At 59.2% G+C, this 19,216-nt stretch carries 16 protein-coding genes and 1 tRNA gene; 7 read left to right on the forward strand and 10 right to left on the reverse strand.

Features of this window, described 5'->3' with window-relative positions:
* Positions 1-26 precede the first annotated feature (26 nt).
* Both ACXAC3_RS06390 and ACXAC3_RS06395 read right to left on the reverse strand, forming a co-directional pair.
* Entirely contained in the window at positions 27-1,280 is a 1,254-nt protein-coding gene (locus ACXAC3_RS06390; protein WP_475157936.1) for an NHLP bacteriocin system secretion protein, read from the reverse strand.
* A gap of 48 nt (positions 1,281-1,328) precedes the next feature.
* Positions 1,329-2,390 (reverse strand): hypothetical protein, encoded by a 1,062-nt coding sequence (locus ACXAC3_RS06395; RefSeq protein ID WP_475157937.1) that lies wholly within the window; start codon positions 2,388-2,390, stop codon positions 1,329-1,331.
* A gap of 92 nt (positions 2,391-2,482) precedes the next feature.
* Here ACXAC3_RS06395 and ACXAC3_RS06400 point away from each other — a divergent pair, with 92 nt between their 5' ends.
* From ACXAC3_RS06400 to ACXAC3_RS06410, 3 genes are all read left to right on the forward strand, one after another.
* Positions 2,483-3,613, forward strand: coding sequence for a DUF7005 family protein (locus tag ACXAC3_RS06400; protein WP_475157938.1), 1,131 nt, complete (start codon positions 2,483-2,485; stop codon positions 3,611-3,613).
* A gap of 143 nt (positions 3,614-3,756) precedes the next feature.
* Entirely contained in the window at positions 3,757-4,095 is a 339-nt protein-coding gene (locus ACXAC3_RS06405) for an STAS domain-containing protein (protein WP_475157939.1), read from the forward strand.
* Positions 4,096-4,111: 16 nt separating this feature from the next.
* Complete coding sequence (locus tag ACXAC3_RS06410; protein ID WP_475157940.1) at positions 4,112-5,044, forward strand: M23 family metallopeptidase; 933 nt, start codon at positions 4,112-4,114, stop codon at positions 5,042-5,044.
* A gap of 133 nt (positions 5,045-5,177) precedes the next feature.
* Here the strand turns inward: ACXAC3_RS06410 and ACXAC3_RS06415 are convergent, their stop codons facing one another.
* Entirely contained in the window at positions 5,178-5,525 is a 348-nt protein-coding gene (locus ACXAC3_RS06415; protein WP_475157941.1) for a winged helix-turn-helix transcriptional regulator, read from the reverse strand.
* A gap of 86 nt (positions 5,526-5,611) precedes the next feature.
* Here ACXAC3_RS06415 and ACXAC3_RS06420 point away from each other — a divergent pair, with 86 nt between their 5' ends.
* Together ACXAC3_RS06420 and ACXAC3_RS06425 are read left to right on the forward strand one after the other, a co-directional pair.
* On the forward strand, positions 5,612-6,703 hold the full coding sequence (locus tag ACXAC3_RS06420) for an NAD(P)/FAD-dependent oxidoreductase (protein WP_475157942.1): 1,092 nt from the start codon (positions 5,612-5,614) through the stop codon (positions 6,701-6,703).
* 123 nt (positions 6,704-6,826) lie between these two features.
* Positions 6,827-7,297, forward strand: coding sequence for a PaaI family thioesterase (locus ACXAC3_RS06425; RefSeq protein WP_475157943.1), 471 nt, complete (start codon positions 6,827-6,829; stop codon positions 7,295-7,297).
* A 132-nt stretch (positions 7,298-7,429) separates the two neighbouring features.
* Here the strand turns inward: ACXAC3_RS06425 and ACXAC3_RS06430 are convergent.
* From ACXAC3_RS06430 to ACXAC3_RS06460, 7 genes are all read right to left on the reverse strand, one after another.
* Positions 7,430-7,506, reverse strand: a tRNA-Met gene (locus ACXAC3_RS06430).
* Positions 7,507-7,590: 84 nt separating this feature from the next.
* Positions 7,591-8,565, reverse strand: a complete 975-nt coding sequence (locus ACXAC3_RS06435) for an alpha/beta fold hydrolase (RefSeq protein ID WP_475157945.1) — start codon at positions 8,563-8,565, stop codon at positions 7,591-7,593.
* Between the two features lies 1 nt (position 8,566).
* A complete protein-coding gene (locus ACXAC3_RS06440; protein WP_475157950.1) occupies positions 8,567-10,039 on the reverse strand; it encodes a flavin-containing monooxygenase in 1,473 nt (490 codons plus the stop codon).
* Between the two features lie 103 nt (positions 10,040-10,142).
* Entirely contained in the window at positions 10,143-12,563 is a 2,421-nt protein-coding gene (locus ACXAC3_RS06445; RefSeq protein WP_475157954.1) for a GcvT family protein, read from the reverse strand.
* A gap of 110 nt (positions 12,564-12,673) precedes the next feature.
* Positions 12,674-12,913 (reverse strand): hypothetical protein, encoded by a 240-nt coding sequence (locus ACXAC3_RS06450; protein ID WP_475157958.1) that lies wholly within the window; start codon positions 12,911-12,913, stop codon positions 12,674-12,676.
* Between the two features lie 48 nt (positions 12,914-12,961).
* The gene (locus ACXAC3_RS06455; RefSeq protein ID WP_475157961.1) at positions 12,962-14,116 is read right to left on the reverse strand and encodes an aromatic ring-hydroxylating oxygenase subunit alpha; all 1,155 of its coding nucleotides are present in this window, start codon (positions 14,114-14,116) and stop codon (positions 12,962-12,964) included.
* 99 nt (positions 14,117-14,215) lie between these two features.
* Entirely contained in the window at positions 14,216-15,121 is a 906-nt protein-coding gene (locus ACXAC3_RS06460) for a LysR substrate-binding domain-containing protein (protein WP_475157966.1), read from the reverse strand.
* A gap of 554 nt (positions 15,122-15,675) precedes the next feature.
* Between ACXAC3_RS06460 and ACXAC3_RS06465 the strand changes: the two genes are divergently transcribed.
* On the forward strand, positions 15,676-17,499 hold the full coding sequence (locus ACXAC3_RS06465) for a BCCT family transporter (protein ID WP_475157970.1): 1,824 nt from the start codon (positions 15,676-15,678) through the stop codon (positions 17,497-17,499).
* A 155-nt stretch (positions 17,500-17,654) separates the two neighbouring features.
* Positions 17,655-19,202 carry a trimethylamine methyltransferase family protein gene (locus ACXAC3_RS06470; protein WP_475157974.1) on the forward strand — a complete coding sequence of 516 codons (1,548 nt, stop codon included), beginning with the start codon at positions 17,655-17,657 and terminating at the stop codon, positions 19,200-19,202.
* The last annotated feature ends 14 nt before the right edge of the window (positions 19,203-19,216 follow it).

Raw genomic sequence — 19,216 nt, forward strand, 5'->3', positions numbered from 1 at the left:
GGCGAAGGGAGGGTTGGCGGGGCACCTTACAGCCCCGTCCATTCACGCAGCAATGGGATCACCATTTCAATGGGGCGCTGGGTGCGCACGGTCACTTCCGCTTCGGTCAAGGTGCCGGAGCGAAGTTCCAGCCCGGCGCCCCTGTCCGACGTCCACGCATAGCCGGAAACTGAACCCGGATCCCGCTCAAGCCGCACGATCGCCCTGTAGGGCGGGCCCGAGGCGGAAAACTGCCGCACAAGCTCGCTGTTGCGCAGCACCGCCATCATGCCATCAACGGTCGACGGAAACTCGGACACCTGTGTGACCTGACCGCGGATGGTTCCATATTCTTCACGGGCCGCTGTCAGCGGTGAAATCTGAACCGGCATGCCCGGTTCCACCGACTTGCCGTCGGATGGTCCGACATACAAAACCAGTTCAAGACTGTCGCCCAGTGTCTCAAAAGACAGTGCGGCTTCGCCACGGCCTAACAACTCGCCAGCCGTGGCCTGCAATTCGGTCACTCGACCGGCAGCCGGAGAAATGATGACCGAACCGCGCTGTAGCTGGCTTTCGATCGCGGCTTGCCGGCGTTCAGCTTCGGCGACCCGCTGCCGGGCCTGCTCAACGCGCTCGTTACTGCTCACCAGGGCGTCGAAACGGCGTACTTCAATGTCGGACAATACCTGCCGCTGTTCACCCAACTCCTTGAGGATGGCATCTACGGCCAGCTGACGTTCGAGAACTGCGTCATTGGTGGCGCGCCCCCGTTCCAGAAGTTCCTCGAATTCCTCCAGACGCTCACGTGCGTTTTTCAGCCGTTCCTCGGCGACCGCGATCCGCTGATTGGTGGCGTCGATTTGTTCCTGAAGCGCATCACTTTGCAACTCCGACTGCCGATTCACGTCTGCCTGGACGCGCCCCAGTTCTGTCTTTGCCTCTTCGACGGTGGCAGTTATGTTATCCAGTTCGATCTGCAAATCCCGCTGCGAAAGGCGCGCAACGATCTGGTCCTTTTCGACCAGATCGTCGATCGAAACCTCCAGCCGTTCCACGATTCCGTCAGCCTGTGCCACGGCGTCAAAGACGCGACCGCCTTCGATGATCAGGATGCCGTCACCTTTTACGCGGGACGGGAGCGAGCCCAGAAAGCTCCAGGTGACCGCCGCGGCGAGCATCGCCATGAGCATCAGCATCGCGAGCCAGGATTTGCTGTCGGTTACCGGAACCAACCGGTCAAGCTGCTCCGGAGAGGCAAGTCGGTCCATCGCACTTTTGCGGAAGATATTCTTGCTCATCTCTCACGTCCCGACGTTTTTGCGGGCCTGTTTCCGGGTATCCGGTGGCTATCTGCCACGCTCCGGTTCAGTTGACCCTCTGATTGAATTGTCTGCGGTGAAACCCGTTCCGTCAAGAGGATCATGGGACACCGCGCCGGTGCTATCGACTTTTGAGTTCAACAGGTTCCTGATCTCCTGTCCCAAAACGGCACCGACAACTCTAAGTTGAGGTTCTGTCAGGGAATTTGTCTGGTTCTTGGCGAGCAGAGGCTTCGGCTCATGAAGGTCATGTTGGTAGCGCTCGTTTGTTTCAATTCGCGAATTCAGGCGCTCCAGAGTCGGTGACAGCCTGTCAAGCATCGCGGTCTGAACGCTTTTTGCAGGGTAGGCAGCGTGCGCGGCGACCTCGGGCAGCGCACTGCACAACGCGTCAGACAGGACGCGGCCGCGCCGGCCGATTTCCTTATTCAACGCCAGTTGTATCACCGTTTCGGCACCGGTCAGGCTGCGGTTGATTATTGGGGCCTTTGGCTCAACGAAATCATTTGCAGCAAGGCCAAGCCAGTCTGCGAGGCGTTCAGTCAGATGCGCCTTGTGGCGGCTGTAGTTGAACAGATTGATTGATACGTTCGGCTGATCGCCGTATGCGTCCAGAAAACGCAGGATCAGATCGGGCACCGAGTAAAGGCCAAAGAAACGCTCCAACGACGCGGTCCCGCCCGAACGTTTCACATATTGCATCCACAGCGACGCCGCGTGCGAAACGGGGTCTCGGGTCGCAAGCAACATGGAAATTTCGTCATAACCGGCCTCGGTGGCGAGCTGCACCAGGCGCTTTGGGTCCGAGGCCGTTGCCAGTTGCGGAAAAAACTCTTCGCTGGACAGGATAAGCCCGCAGTCGGGACGCGGGCGGTCATGAAGCAGGGTCCGCATCGCATCCGGGGATTGCGCCGCTACGAGGCCATTGCCCTGTCCTACTTCGGCGTTTTCCTCTTCGTTCTCCTGCCAGGACGGTGATGGGTATTCATAACCAAACCGAGCCAACACAGATCGGTTTTCCCTCAGAAGCGCCTGCAGAAAACTGGTGCCAGTCTTGGAGTGGCCTACATGCAGCAAGAGTCTTGACATGGAACCTTCTGAAATTGCTAAGAATGCCGGGTGGCGCCGTGCCTACAACGTCTCCGCGCCCGGAAGATACCGGGAAGTAAAGGTGATTTACGATGCTTGAGCAAGCACCCAACGCGTTGCGCGTCGCAGGTGTGACAGGGGCAGACGCAGAATGTCTTCTGGGGGCGCTTTCGCCACCTTTCGAAGGCCCGGACAAAGCTCCGAAATTCCCATTGCCGGATGAACCCTTTGTGGAGGCGTGGAAGAGATATGCAAGCAGCCCGGACCTCTGGTTGACGCTGTCCCAATCGCTCCCGCATCTGCGCTTTGCGATTGCGGAAATGCAGGGCCGGAACCCCGCCTACCTCGCCGCGACCAAGCGCGGAGATCTGTCTTTGGCTCCAGACCCCGGTGACGGCTTGCAACTGGAAGCGCCTCAGGCCCTGAACCTGACGCTGCACCAGACACCGGCCGGGCGTATTCCGGTTCTTGAGCCCGCCACGCGCGCGGATTTCGAAGCTCTCCTGCGCGCATTCCTGTATCGCTGCGAACCCGTTGCGGTACCTCGCAGTATGGGGGCGGCCATGGTCGCAGGCTTCAACAACTGGGACCGGATAGCGCGGCTCAAGGCAGACTGGCTTGCCGACGGCAACGCAGAGTACGGCTGGACGGCGCATTTCAAGGCAAAGATTGTGCCCGATAAGTCGCTTTATCAGGATCGGTTCATAATCCTCTCGCAAGGTACCTACAGCAACGTCACCTTTGATGACTTGCCCGGTGGTCAGGAAAAGGTTCTGAAGCAATCCCGGGTGATCCGGCTGGAACATGAATGCGCCCATTACTTTACGCGGCGCGTTTGCGGCCAAATGCGCAATGATCTGTATGACGAATTGTTGGCAGACTATGCCGGGCTTGTGGCCGCGACCGGCCAGTTCGACGCGGAGTTGTTTCTGACGATGATCGGGCTGGCACCTGACCGGGCGCTTCAGTCTCAGGCCCGCGCCCGAATATACCTTGACGAAAATCTTACGCCCGCAGCCGAACGCGGCATGCTTCGACTTCTGGCCCACGCAGCATCGACACTGGACAGGTTGCATCGTGACCATATCGCGCCGCGATTGGGCGCCTCTTCAGGTCTCGGGCCGGTCTTGCTTGCCCTTTCGGCGTTGTGCTTCGAGGATTTCGCAGCGGAAGACCTGGAACACCGGTTTCTCCGAGGCTTCGACCGGGCATGCGCTACATGAGGCCGCGTGGAAATGCTACGCGTTTGGCAAAGTTTTTTGCAACCTGGCGTGGTGGCATCAATTGACTTTCGGCCGGTTAGCCTGCCAGTTTAGCGCCAACCAAGACGAGCAGACAAAGCCCTTAGGCGACATAGGAGCGACCGATGGAGATTAATGTCATCCAGCACGACGGCTACGCACAGCTGATTGTTACTGGCCGTATCGACAGTTCAACCGCCCCTCAGTTCGAAGGCGCATTGATCGCTCAGCTCGACGGGGCGGCAACATCCACGCTTGTCGACATGACGGCCGTCGATTTCGTCAGCAGCGCCGGGTTGAGGGTGTTCCTGATGGGCGCAAAAAAAGTCAAGGGAACCGCTGTGCAAATGGTCCTTTGTGCGATGAATGACAACATTCGCAACGTCTTCAAAATGAGCGGGTTTGATCGCATTCTGGCGATTGCCGACAGCCTCGAAGACGGTGTGGGTCAAGTCAGCAGCTAAGGGGATTTGCGCGGCGATGTATTTCCCGCGCCCATTATTGGCAGCGCTTTCGAACGCTGTCCTTCCTCCGTTGATGGCGGCTCAGATCGTGTTTGCATCAAGCCTGATCGAGCAACTATCCGGCGTTCTGACTTTTTCTGCATTTTGCCTGTTCTTCCAGATCATGCTGCCGCGCACGCCACCCTGGGACAGGTGGATCGTGCTGATCAGCGCGGTCGCGATAGGTTTCGCCGTGTTTGCGCGATCCGATATTCCGGTAGGCCCATGGTCCGACGCATTTGTGGGGCTGTCGATCAGTCTGACAGTGGGTGTATTTTGCCTTCTTGTGACACGCCAACGCATTGCCAGTGCAACCGAATTGCAATTGCACAGCCCGATATCCGGAGGCCGATTTCTGGTTGTGCAAGGTGGCACCAGCCGATTTTTGAACCATCACCTGAAGTGCCTGCATGTTCCGGAGCTGCGCGGCCAGTCCTACGGGGTAGACATCGTCGCTGCGGGGCCGCTTGGTCTGCAAACGCGAAAGGTCTGGCCGCAAAGCGTGGACGATTTCTGGATACACGGGCATCCGCTGCTCTCACCGGTTAACGGGCTGGTTAGCGCTGCAAGCGACGGGGCAGACGATCAGGCGCTGGGCAATTCGGATCAAGAAGCCCCCTTGGGAAACCATGTCTGCATTCAGTGTGACGATCCGGAATTTGGCAGGGTCGAGATCTGTCTGGCGCATCTGCGCAAAGCTAGCGTTGCGGTCGCCGAGGGGGAGGTTGTCAGGATCGGGCAGTTCATAGGCGAAATTGGCAATTCGGGAAACTCTTCGGACCCGCATCTGCACATTCATGCGCACCGGCCCGACGGATCGGGCAACCCTCTGAGCGGTGATCCAATTCCGATCAGGTTCCAGGGCGTCCGAGCATTGCGGCGCAACCGTGTTTTCACGGTTCCGGTTTAGACGCCACGCACCGCCCTGTCGGCAACCTCGGCCAAGACGATTAACAGGTGAGACATCACAATGTTTAAAAAACGACGGGCACGAATCCGGCGCGGCGCATGTCGGCACAGTTTGCAAACGCTGGCCAGTAAAGCTAGGTCGGAGAGGTCTTCGGATCCGGCAACTTGTCCGCGTTCTGTGCAGCCCACTCATGCATTTCGAACAGCAGGGGGATCAGGCTTTGGCCCAAGGGCGTCAGGCTGTATTCGACGTGTGGCGGTATGGTCCGGAAGTCCTTGCGAGAGACAAACCCCGTCTCCTGCAATTCGGTGAGTTGGCGTGTCAAAGTGCGATGCGTAATGCGCCCGAGGTTGCGTTGCAGCTGGTTGAACCGGCAGTTTCCCTGCGCAAGCCAATAGATGATCAACAGTTTCCACCGACCAGAAATGGCGGAGATCAGCGCCTCGATTTGGCAGTGTTCCTCTAGCTCGGTATGTTTCAACGCAGTATCCTAAATGACCGTACTTGTTCGTATGAACGTAAAAAACTACCTAGCGATCTGAACGCTGTGCTGCAATGGGGGACCCGATGGCCAAAAAGAAAATCGTGATCGTGGGTGGGGGCTATGTCGGGTTCGAAGTCGCCCGGAAACTGGACGCCCATGCGGACATCACGCTGGTTGAACAACGCGAGGCCTTTGTTCAGCCCCCTGCTGCGATCCGGGCTTTGGTCGAGCCTGCGTTGCTGGACCAGATCATTCTTCCATATGACAACCTGCTGCAATCCGGGAAGGTTGTGCGGGGTCGTGCCGTGTCGGTCTCTCAGTCAGAGGTCACGTCGGATTCTGGGGCCGTTCTTCCGGCGGACTATATCGTAATCGCAACCGGATCGTCCTATGCCGCCCCGTTCAAACCATCGGGCGACAGCATCGCTGATTTCCGTCAGGCCAGCACGGAAATCAGTGCGCAACTGGCCGAGGCGAACTCGGTCGCAATTGTCGGGGCCGGCGCGGTTGGGACGGAACTGGCGGGTGAGATCGCCTCGGCGCAGCCTGGCAAATCAATTACCTTGATATCATCGGACGATACGTTGTTTCCAGCCTATCCGAAGAGGTTTGGCGCGCAACTCAAGCGCAAGTTGGAACGCCTTGGCGTTACTGTTATTCTTGGTCAGAGAGCACAGGACCTCCGCCATTCGGATCGTCCCTACGAAGAGGCTGTGAGTTTGACCGACGGCAGAGTGATTGCGGCAGATCTTGTATTTCCGGTGATCGGATCGAAACCCCAGACATCGTTGGTGCAAAACCTTCCGGGTGCGTCTCTGGGTTCTGCCGGCCGGTTCAGGACCGACAAGTGGTTGCGGCCATCCGACTATCCGAATGTCTTCGTTGCCGGTGACATTGCCGACATTGGCGACAGAATGACAATCGTCGCGACAACCCGGCAGAACCCATGGCTCATCAAAACTTTGAAAAAGGTGTTGGATGGTGAAACCGTGGAGAGCCAGAAACCCTATGCGCCCTGGAAAAGGGCACCCATTCTGGTGCCGCTCGGCCCGGTTATCGGCAATAGCTGGCTTTTCGCGACAGTTGGTGACTGGATCACCCGCAAGATGAAGGGGAAAGACCTTTTCATTCCGAAATACCGCAAGGCCTTTGGCTTTGCCAACGCTGAAAGATAGCGCGGCTTCTCGGGGACGGCTTCTCAGCGCCTGTCAATAGAAACACCTGCACTCGAAAACGTTGAAATATGCCGGCATGTGTCTGAGCCACATGCCGGCAGGGAAACGGTTAGGAACTCCGAGATGACACCCACTGACCAAACCAGGAACTATAAGGATGCGTTCAAGGCAATGTCTGGCCTTGAATTCCTGCAGCTCTCCATGGAACCAGACTTTCCGCAACCCGAAATAGCCCGCACCATGAATTTCCAGCTATCCGATGTCGATGACGGAATGGCCATCTTGGATTGCGCGCCTGGGGGTCACCATTTGAATCACTTAGGTGCGGTGCATGGCGGCTGGGCGATGACCGTACTCGACGCGGCGCTTGGTGTGGCTGTTCAAAGTAAGCTGCCCGCAGGGAGGGTTTTTACGACGCTGGAGACCAAGGTTAACATGGTGCGCGCCATTCGCCCCGACCTCGACGGCCTGCGCTGTGAGGCGCACGCCATTCATGTGGGAGCAAAAACCGGCACGGCCGAAGCTCGATTATTGGGTAAGGATGGGACGCTTTATGCACACGGGAGCTCGACGTGTCTGGTTCTGGAGGTCTGATCAAAACGAGTAATCTCAACCCCATAGTCTGAAATCAGATCGTTTTTCGACCGATGTTCACGCGCTTCCAGTCGCGGCAAAGGAACGCACAAGCGCCCTCATCTCAAAACAAGAATCGAAAGTGGGGATTTTTGGTAGCGGAGGAGGGACTTGAACCCCCGACACGCGGATTATGATTCCGCTGCTCTAACCAACTGAGCTACTCCGCCACGAGTGAGAGGCGATTTAAGCGAGGGGGTGGGGAGGGTCAAGAGGGAAAACACGGTCCGGCCGGGATTCTTTTTCGCTCCGGATCATCCCGTCTCTGCTGCGGGGTCAGGCTCAGCAACTGCTTTGTCGGCGATCCGGCGGATGAAGGCGGCGCAGGTGTCCGGGGCGGTTATCGGTATCATGTGGCCTAGACCTTCGATCTGCTCGTCGGAGAGGCCAAACCGTGTCATGGGTGCGCCCTGTGCGAAGGGCGAAAGGATCGCATCCTGCGCGCCGTACAGAATGCCTCCGGGGACAGTCAGGTCGCCATAGCGCGCCATCTGCGCCTCGATACTGTCATCGACGCCCACAACGTCCTGCGAGCCTGTGATGAAGGCCGACGGGCGCAATCCCAGCGCGCCGCCGGCACGGTCCAGAAAATCCGCAGGGGCGGGCTCGGGATCAAACACGGTGTTCAGCGCGTGGGGGGCGGTCTTTGCGGCCAGCGGGACGGCGATCGTGTTGCCGATCAAATTGCGCAGCCACTCTGTCCGGATTTCCAGCGGTTTGAATACCTGCGGCGTGCTTGGCAGTTTTTGGGTCAAGGGAGCCAGTAGCGCCAGCGCCGTAATTCTGTCGGGATAGTCCAGCGCCATGGCCAGGGACACCGCCCCGCCCAGAGAATGGCCGACCAGAACGGCATTGGTAACACTTTTTGCGTCCAGAAACTCCTGAATCATGCGCGCCTGTTCCGGCAACCTGCCCAGATCGGCGCTGTCGCGGGTCGAATATCCGCAACCCGGCCGGTCGACAGCGAGAACGTGATAGTCATCGGCCAGCAGATCCACCAACGCGTAGGTGAAATGCTGCAATTGCCCGGTCAGCCCGTGGATCATGACGATGGACTGTTTGGACGGATCGCCCTTTTCCACATAGTGAATACGGCCGCCGCGCACAGGGACGATCTTTCCAAGTTGCGGGACCCGCTCGTGGCCCTGCCTTGTCAGGTTTCGGGTCCACAGATTCATGCCGATCAGGAAGGCGGCGAACAGAAAGGCGATAATCAGGATTGTGGTCATCTCAGCGGTCTCCGCCTTTGGGTGGGGCAGGGTGGTATTGTTCCATCCCGGATTGGGCCATGCGCCTTTCATACTCTGATACGGTGCCCGGCCAAAGCGTTGTGTTACGGCCGTTCGCGTCCTGATACCAGGATGTGCAGCCACCGGCCTGCCAGACACTGTCGGTATGGCGATCCTGCATCTCTTGTGTAAAGGCGGCCTGTCTTGCGGCGTCGGGTGAGATGGTCCGAATGCCCTGACGGCGCATCTGATCCAGTACGCGGCCAATATGGCGCACCTGGGCTTCGATCATCAACACAACCGAATTGTGGCCCAGACCGGTATGCGGGCCCAGCAGAAGGAAAAAGTTCGGGAACCCGGCAATAGCAGTGCCCAAGTTGGCCTGCATCCCGTCGGCCCATGCTGTGCGCAGGGTCAGGCCGTCGGCACCGGTGATGTCCAGCCGCTCGACCGCGTCGGTGACGTGAAAGCCGGTGCCCCAGATCAGAATATCGGCCTGTGTCTCGCTGCCATCGGTCGCGATGATCCGTGCGCCGTCAATCGACGTCACGCCATGCGGGATCACGGTCACGTTGTCCCGGGCCAGTGCCGGATACCAGTCATTCGAGCTGAGTATTCGTTTGCAGCCGATCCTGTAATCGGGGGTGAGGATCTGGCGTTCGGTCGGGTCGCTGATCGCCTTCTCCAGCGACTTGCGCCACATTTTCATGGCAAAGTTCACCATGCGCTTTTCGCCGCGGAACACGCGGTGCCGGTATTCGAAGATCATGTAGATCAGCTTGCGCCGAATACGGGGCAACAGGGGAACCCGCCGGTAGAGGCTGCGCTCCCATGCGGCAATCGGGCCGTCCGGCCGGGGCAGAACATAGGGCGCTGAACGCTGAAAAATCGTGACATGGGCGGCGGTCTCCGCAATCTTGGGCACGAATTGAACGGCGGATGCACCAGTACCGACCACAGCGATCCGTTTACCAGCCAGCTCGATGTCGTGATCCCATTCGGCGGAATGGAAGCAGGGGCCGGGAAAGCTGTCTGCTCCGGGGATATCGGGAATGCTGGGCAGATGCAGTGCGCCTATGGCCGAGACCAGAAATCGCGCCGACCAGCGGTTTCCGTCCTCGGCTTCCACCCGCCAGCGGTCGCCATCCCAGCAGGCAGACTTTAGCTGTTGGTGAAAATGGCACAGATCGTATAGCCCCTCGTCACGGCAGACTTTCTGCAGATATGCCTGAATTTCTGGTCCACCGGCATAGGCGCGGCTCCAGTCCGGGTTGAGGTGGGTAGCCATGGAATACAGATGCGATGGGATATCGCAGGCCACGCCCGGATAGGTGTTTTCGCGCCACGTTCCGCCGATATCGCCTGCTTTTTCAAGGATGGCTATGTCGTCGATCCCGCGCTTGCGGGCCTCGATCGCCATGGTCAAACCGGAAAACCCGGCGCCGACGATCAGCATGTCCGTGCTGTGTTCCATGCACCCGCCCCTCCCAAAGCGCGTGTTCGGTTCCGCTCAGGATAAAAGCAGAGAGGGGCGTATGAACAGCCTCCCGTAAGGTCAGGTGCCGATCACGGTTGGATCAGCCGCGCAGGATTTCTCCTTTCGGGTCAAACGGGGGTTCATGCAGGATGGTGGCCCTGTGCGGGCGTCCCAGCACCATCACCTCGACTTCATCCCCCGGTTCCGCGCCGGATACATAGCCAAGCGCCAGCGACATGCCGACACTATATCCATAGGTTCCCGAGGTGACCCGTCCGATCCCCTTGCCGTTCCTGAAGATCGGCTCGCCCCCGGTTGCGTCCGCGTTGGACGCGGCAGTGTCTTCGTCATCCAGATGCAGCAGAACCAGATGTTCGCGAGCGGGAGAGCCAAGAACTGATTTGGCGGCGTCTTTGTTCAGGAAATCCTTGCCGAACTTGCACAACCGGTCCAGCCCCACCTCATGCGGCCAGTATTCGGGGCTGTATTCACGGCTCCACGAGCCATAGCCTTTTTCCACGCGCAGCGACATCAGTGCGCGGCTGCCCACGGGGCCTGCGCCGAACTCTTTGCCGGTCTCGATCAGCGCGTCATACAGGCGGGCCTGATCTTCGGTGGCGCAATGCGCCTCCCACCCCAGATCGCCGGTGAACGAGACGCGCAGGGCCAATACCTGAATTCCGGCCAGCTCGATCAGGGCGGATCGCATGAAGGGGAAGTCCTCGGTTGCCAGCGACGTATTTGTCAGGCGCTGAAGGATCTCGCGGGACTTTGGCCCAGCTACGTTAAAGCCGCACATGCCCTGCGTCCGGGTTTCAAAGCTTGCGCCCGCGGGCAGGGGCACCTGTTTGAAAAAGCGCTTGTGATAGCGTTCGGCCATGCCCGATCCGATGATCCAGAATTCATCCTCGGCCACGCGGGTAACGGTGAAATCCCCTGCGATGCCTCCACGTTTCGAGATCAGAGGCGTCAGGCAGGACCGCCCGACCGCATTGGGCATGGTGTTGGCAAAAACGGCATTCAGCCAATTCTCAGCCTCCGGACCTTTGCAGACATACTTGGCAAAGTTCGAAATATCGATGATGCCTGCGCGTTCCCGCAGCATCCGGCATTCATCGCCCACCGGACCCCACCAGTTTTGCCGGGTAAAGCCGTTGGTTTCGACCACACCCGGCGCGTCGGCAAACCACAGCGGATGTTCCCAGCCTGCGTTCAGGCCAAACACAGCCCCCATATTCGCCTGCTTTTCATAGACGGGGCGGGTGCGGGCCGGGCGGCCCGCGCTGCGTTCCTCATTGGGGAAGTGGATGGCAAAGCGATGCGCGTACTGGTCCTGAACGCGGTCCATGGTGAACTCTTTCGTGGCCCAGGCGTCAAACCGTGCCATGTCCCAGGCGAACATGTCGTACTGGGTCTCGCCTTCAATGATCCACTGCGCCGCCATCAGACCCATGCCCCCAGATTGCGAGAAGCCGGGGATGATGCCATTGCAGCAGAAATAACCTTCAACTTCGGGCACCGGTCCCATCAGAACGTTGGAGTCGGGCGACCAGATCATCGGCCCGTTGATAACCCGCTTGATCCCGGCCTCACCGACGGCAGGAAGACGTTCGATGGCGTTCATCATGTTCTCTTCGATCCGTTCCAGATCGTCAGGGAACAGGTCATGCGCGAAATCCAGCGGCGTGCCGTCCTCGGCCCAGAACTTCATGTCCTTCTCATAAGCGCCGACCAGAAGGCCCTGACCTTCCTGCCGCAGGTAATACTCACCATCGCGATCACTGACCGAGGGCAAGCGGGTGCCATGTGCGGTCACGTCGGCCATGGCCTCGGTCACAAAATACTGATGCTCGGTCGGTTGCAGGGGCAGCTCGATCCCGGCCAACTTGGCCACTTCACGACCCCACAACCCGGCGGCATTCACAACCCAGGGCGTGCGGATGTCGCCCTTTGGCGTTCGGACGATCCATGTGCCGTCTTCCTGCTGATCGGTTGCGGTCACGGGGGTAAAGCGGTGAATTTCCGCCCCGCGCTGCCGCGCGCCCACCGCATAGGCATTGGTCACGCCAGAAGGGTCCACATTGCCGCCGTCGGGTTCAAACATCACGCAGCGGATGCCGTCATAGTTGACCAGCGGGTGCAGGCGCCGTGCCTCGTCGATGCTGATTTCATAGAAATTCATACCATAGAGCCTGGCCTTGGCGGCTTGCAGCCTCAGCTGATGTTCGCGCTCTTCGGTCTGCGCCAGATACAGCGAGCCGGGCTGAAACACGCCGCAGCTTTGGCCGGTTTCGACCTCAAGCTCTTTGTACAGGTTCATCGTATAGTGCTGAATGCGGCTGATATTGGTGCTGTCATGCAGCCCGTGGATGTTCGCCGCCGCGTGCCAGGTGGACCCAGACGTCAGTTCATCCCGCTCCAGCAGCACCACATCCGTCCATCCCAGCTTGGTCAAATGATAGAGGATCGAACACCCGATCACCCCGCCGCCGATCACCACCGCCTGTGCATTCGTTTTCATGGCCCTGCCGTCTCAAAGTTGGTTCCCGCGCCATGTGTCACCAACGGCGTGGGGCGGGCAACGGACATAAATTTCACGCTGAGTTGAGTGAATTTAACCCGAGACTAATCTCAGAATTCCAACCGGTGTGCACGACCATATTCAGCCAGTCGGGCGTTCAGGCCGTCAGCCTCGGGCGCGCCGGACTCCAGTGCGAAAACAAAGGCATGGGTCAGATAGAAACAGGCCGCGTCGATATCCTGCGCCGCTTCGCTTTCATCTGCGGCCAGGGTGTAATAGCGGATCAGGGCCGCATGATCCTTGCGGTCATGGGCCTCAAGCAGCAGGCGATCCAACTCGTCTTTGTTCATTGGCTTTCCTGTTCGAACCGGCCAGCCGGGACCGGCCGGTTAATTGACTTATTCGGCGCGACCGTTTTCGATCTGCGTCGCGACCCAATGGTGGAAATTATGCGTCGGTCCGTCCATCGCCGGCGAAAAGCGTCCACCATCGAACAGCATTCCGTGCCGTCCCTTCTGCATACCTTCGACCACGAACACGTCCTCTTCGAACACGGTCTTCCACAGTTGCGCGTTCGAGGCGCGCAACCCGTCATGCTGAGGTGTGTCTTCGACGCTTTTGGCGTAATAGAGCTCGATATGCTCAACGGTGTTTTCCTGATCCACCGGTTCCAGCACAATGGCAAAAGCATGGTCGCGCTGCACGCCCAGCAGGACGTTCGGATAGAGCGCGACATATTCCGCGCCTTCGTTCCATTGGTCGCTCAGCCCTTCGAAATCCGGAAAGGTCGCGCCGTCCTGATCTGTCAGCTGACGGTAGACCAGCGAACCCTGACCGGAATAATGTCCGCGGGCTTCGATGTTGTAGTGATCCTCCAGCCGGGAATAGCTGTTCAGGCCGGGATGAACCCAGGGCAGGTGGTAGCTTTCGCAATAATTCTCGACCGCCAGTTTCCAGTTGGTCTTGACCTCCAGCTTGAACGAGGACGTCTCGCCGCCGTGATGCACAGGCTGGTCAAATTCTTTCCAGCGCTCAAGCAGGGCACTATGGGCGTCTTCGAACTCGGGGGCGTTGCCATCGACATTCACAAAAATCACGTCGCGCCAGACGTAAGAGCGCACCCGCACCAGCCCCAGATCCTCGCGTTTGACATCCTCATGCTTGTTCTGACCGGGGCCGCCCACATGCGGGGTCGCGCGCAGCTCGCCCTTCAGGCTGTAACACCAGCTATGATAGGGGCAGCGGATGGCGCCGCCGATCTTGCGCGGCGTATCGACCAGGATCATGCCGCGGTGGCGGCAGGTGTTCTGAAAAACACCGACTTCACCATCACGGTCGCGAACGATCAACAGAGGCATGCCCAGAAAATCCACCGGTCTGGCGTCGCCTTCCTCTGGAACGTCCTTGCCAAACCCGATCCCGGACCAGTTGGCATACAGCACCGATCGTTTTTCCTCGGCAAAGATGGCCGGGTCGATATAATGCTCATTCGGCAGGCCGTTGGCGACATTGACATCGGCCAGAACGGATGACAGCGCGCTGTGCTTGTTCATCGGGCTCTCCTGAGGGTTTGCTGGAAGCGTCTTATTCCTATTGGCGGATGGAACTGGCTCCTCTCAATATCAGAAAACTTCATCAGAGGGTGATTTCACCTAAACCGAAGTGGTTTGAACCTCTTGCAATATCCACGTTTTCAGGGCGCGGGCGCTGTCTGACAGCTCGTCATCCGGGCGACCGACCAGATAGAACTGATTGGGCGCGGTCAGCTGGTGAGGGCCAATTGTCACCAGCTTTCCCGATTTCAGCATGGGCCGGATCAGGCGTTGCCAGCCCAGCACAAGCCCCGCGCCCTTGCGGGCGAGCTGCAGCGCGACCGAGTAGCTGTTGACGCGGGATTCGATCGGGATGGTGCCGTTGTAGCCCAGCTGCTGAAACCATTCGGGCCAGGTGGTCCACGTGCGATCTTCCGACTCCAGGTGGATCAGGCGTTCGGCCGCCAGCGCCTTTAGGCTGGTACCCTGCAACCGTTCCGCCACCTCGGGGCTGGCGACCGGGATCAGGTGATCGCGAAACAGCGGGGTGTGGGTCAGGTTCGGGTCGCTGTCCTGCCCGTAGCGGATAAAGAAATCCACTTCGGGACGATCCCGGAACGGGCGGTCCTGCGAAAGTTGATCCACGTTGACTTCGGGCATGTCCCGCCAGAACCGGATCACCGCCGGGGACAGCCACAGGGCCGCCACCGCCGTTGTCGACCCGACCGTGACTTTGCCGCCCGACTTGCGGTCGCGGATCGTAGCCAGCACTTTCGAAATGCGCCCGAAGGACGAAGACAGTGCCTCGAACAGGGCCTTGCCGTCCTCGGTCAGGTCAACACCGCGGTGCTTGCGTTCGAACAGGACGGTTTCCAGGTCGCCCTCAAGCGCCTTGATCTGATGACTTACCGCGCCCGGTGTGACGGACAGTTCTTCGGCGGCGTTTTTGAAGCTGAGGTGCCGGGCCGCGGCTTCAAATGCTGACAGCGTGGTCAGCGGCGGTAGCTTGTAATGGCGTCTGGACATGATGCGTTGGAATCGTTGCCTGGTTTGAGTTTAGCTGGCTTCACCTGATTATGATTTTTTTTGAGGGTGACGGCCAGAGCACGTTAAGCAAAAGGTGTTTTTGGTGATCACCTTTCCCCCAGAGGTCGTCAAATCGGGTCAATATGTCGGTTCTGGCCGAATTAGCGACAGGAAGGCCCTGTAGTCAAGCAGACCAAGAGACGTTGGACTCCATTGGGGAACGGGTGGCCGTCTGAGGCCCGGATCAGGGTTCGCCAGAGGCACCTGGCCTTGCGGACGAACCGGAGGCACCGACGAAAAAGCGGATGGAGGCGCTTTGCATAAAACCGGGATTTGACGCCGTTTCCGGCCTCAGCCCCGGGTCAGTTGAATGTCACGCAACTCAGACATTTGGGCATGGACCGTAAATCCGTCAGACCGCCCCTGCGTGATACGAGGAAAACAAGACCGGTTCGGTGGTGCCACAGGCGTACTGACGGGCCCAAAAAAGAAAAATGGACGGCACCCGATTTACGACGGGTCCGCCAATATCATACGACAACACGGAGGAGAAAATGTCGTTACCAGAACCCTTCACGGACGTTGAGATAGAAACGGCCGACGCCGGTTTCTACGAAAACTACAGTGTTCCGATTGCATTGATCAGTAAGGCCATCATGGTTGCGCTGGTGTTGTGGGCACTGGTCTTCCCGGCCAATGCCAACAGCACCCTCGGCAGCCTGAACAGCCAGCTTCTGGAAGTGTTCAACAGCTTCTACGTTGTCATCGTGGGCCTGTTCTTCTTCTTCCTGGCGGTTGTCGCCATTATCCCGTCCACCGGTCGCCGGATCATGGGAACACCGGGTGAAAAGCCCGAGTTTTCGAACTTTTCCTGGTTCTCGATGATGTTCGGTGCCGGTCTGGGTGTGGGCCTGATGGTCTTTGCCACAGCCGAGCCGCTGGGCCTGTGGGGGTCCAACCCTGTCGTCGTTTCGGGCTCGGTCGAGGGCAACACGCCCGAGGCGCTGCAATCAGCCTATCGCTTCACTTACCTGCACTACGGCTTTCACGCATGGGCGATCTATGTGGTGACCGGTCTGTCGCTGGCTTATTACGCCTATACGCGGAACATGCCCCTGACCATCCGCTCGGCTCTGACCCCGCTGTTCGGTCGTTTCGTCAACGGCTTTTTCGGCCATGTGGTCGATGTTCTGGGCGTTGTTGCAACGATCCTCGGTGTGTCGGTCACCATCGGGTACGGTGTCAGCCAGTTCATTGACGGCCTGTATGCCATCACCGGGATGGAGTGGGTCATGGATCTGGGCGGCGAAGTTCCGACCCCCAGCAAGGTGGGCCTGATCTCGGGTCTGGTCGTGATCATGAGCCTATCGATCATCTCGGCGGTGTCGGGTGTCGGCCGCGGCGTCAAGTACCTGTCGAACCTGAACCTGGTGCTGTCGATCATTCTGCTGGGTACATTTGTTGTGTTCGGTTCCTTCGTCTTTGCCATGACCACTTATGGCACGGCGATGGTGGACTATATCCTGCACTTCATCTCGCTCAGCTTCGGCGCCTATGGTCCGCTGTCGGTCGAAGCCTTTGCCGCGGCTCTGCCCGCAGAAGCGCAGGCCCATGCCGCCGACCTTATGGGCGGTGCCACCAACGCATGGGGCAGCTTCGATGGCTTCAAGAGCGGGCTGGAAGGCGCCGCTGCCGAGCTGGACGAAGCAACGCTGGCCGCAGCCTACGCCGCAGGCGAACAGGGTCGTCAGTTCGGCTGGCAGGCCGGCTGGACCACCTTCTACTGGGCGTGGTGGATCGCGTTCTCGCCTTTCGTGGGCCTGTTCCTGGCGCGCATCTCCAAGGGTCGTTCCGTGCGCGAGTTCATTCTGGGCTGTGTCTTTGCACCGGCGCTGGTCTGCTTTGCATGGATGACCATTCTGGGCGGTACCGCAATTGATCTGGAACTGGCAGGTGCCGCCGAAGGCGCGATCATCGGGGCCTCGAACACCAACAAGCTGTTCGTGACCCTGTCTTACATGATCGACGGCGGGCTGTTGTCCATGCTGAACGTCATGTGCGTGATCCTGATCATGACCTTCCTGGTAACCTCGGCGGACTCGGGCATTCTGGTGATGAACACCATCATGTCGGGCGGCAGCCAGGAAACCGGTGTCAAGCACCGCATCATCTGGGGTGTTATCCTGACCGCCGTGATCGGTGCGCTGATCCTGGCAGCGGGTGAGAACAACCCGATGGACGCGCTGCGCAATGCGATGATCATCGGTGCGCTGCCCTTTACCATGGTGATGGGTCTGATGTGCATCGCGCTGGGTAAGGCGCTGTTCCGCGACAGCCAGCGGGACAAGCACGGTGTCACAACACAGGCTGCTGAATAAGCGGGCCACCAGATGCGAAACTCAGCGCCGCCCCCACCGGGGCGGCGTTTTTCGTTCCTAAAACGGTGTCGCTTCCTGCAAACAGATATCGCAATCGGTGAGGCGCGAACGCGCCGAATCCCCCAATTTGGAAAACAAGATTGGAGGATTGCCCCGTGAACATTCGTACCGCGACCCGCTCGGGCGGGCGTTCAGCCCGGCGCGCCATGCGCACCGCCCCGAACTTTGAAATGCTGCCCGGTCTGACCCGAGGCATTCCCTTGTGCGAGGTGATGGAGGGCAGCCAGGTCGAACGCATCGACAACGCCTCGATGGACATACTTGAGAATGTCGGCGTTCAGTTTCGCGACCCCATCGCGCTGGAAGACTGGAAGAAAGCCGGCGCCAAGGTCGAGGGCGAACTGGTCTATCTGGATCGGGGTTTGGTGCGCGAGCTGATCGCCACGATTCCAAGCGATTTCACCTATCATGCGCGCGATCCGAAAAAGAACGTCCGGCTGGGTGGCAGACATTCGATCTTTGTACCGATGACCGGTGCGCCCTTCCTGCGCGATCTGGACGATGTGCGCCGGAATCCTACGCTGGACGATCTGGCCATGTTCCATAAACTGAGCCACATGATGCCCGCGTTGCATTCATCGGCGCATCATATCGTGGAACCATATGATCACCCGATCAGCCAGCGGCATCTGCGCATCACCTATTCGTCGATGAAGCACTCGGACAAGACGTTCATGGGTATGACCACCAGCCCCAAGAACGCCGAGGATGTGATGGAGATGTGCGCGATCCTGTTCGGCGAGGATTTCCTTGAGGATCACCCCGTCACCACCGGTAACTGCAACGGCAACTCACCGCTTGTATGGGACGAGACGATGCTGGGCGCGATGCGGGCCTTCTGTCGCCGCAATCAGCCGGTGCTGTGCTCGCCCTTCGTGCTGGGCGGGGCGAACACACCCGCCAGCGTTCCGGCTACCGTCGCGCAGCTGAATGCCGAGGCGCTGAGTGCGCTGGCCTATACGCAGGTGATCCGCAAAGGCGCGCCTGCGATTTACGGCCATTACCTGTCGACTGTGTCGATGAAATCGGGTGCGCCAATGGCCGGTACGCCTGAGATCAGCCTGATGAACTTCATGATCGGCCAGATGGCGCGGCATTACGACGTGCCGTGGCGCACCTCGAACACATTGGGCGGCGCCAAGACATTCGACGCGCAGGCGGGGTATGAATCTGCAACCACGTTGCAGGCGGTGATCCATGCCGGGGCCAACTATATCTGGCATAGCGCGGGCTGGAATGAGGCCGGAATGCATTGTTCCGTTGCCAAGTTTATCGTTGATGCCGAACAATGCGCGATGGCCTATCGCATGGCCGAAGGACCGAAATGGCATGATTTCGATCAGGCCCTCGCGGCGGTGCCGGATGTCGGTCCCGGCGGGCATTATCTGGGTCACCCACATACGCAGGACAACTTCCAGAACGCGTTCTTTATGCCAGAGCTGTTTGACAACAATTCCATCGAACAATGGGCGGCAGAGGGCGAGGTTGAGATTACCGAACGCGCCCTGAAGCGTGCCAGGGCTTTGCTGGCCGAATACCAAGAGCCCAAGCTGGACGAGGACAGGAACGAGGCGCTGCTGGATTACATCGCCCGGCGCGAGCGCGAAATCCCGGCGGCGGACGAATTGAACCAAAGCTACTAAGATCATCTCCCCCG

Source organism: Ruegeria sp. ABV4_181 (assembly GCF_056158465.1).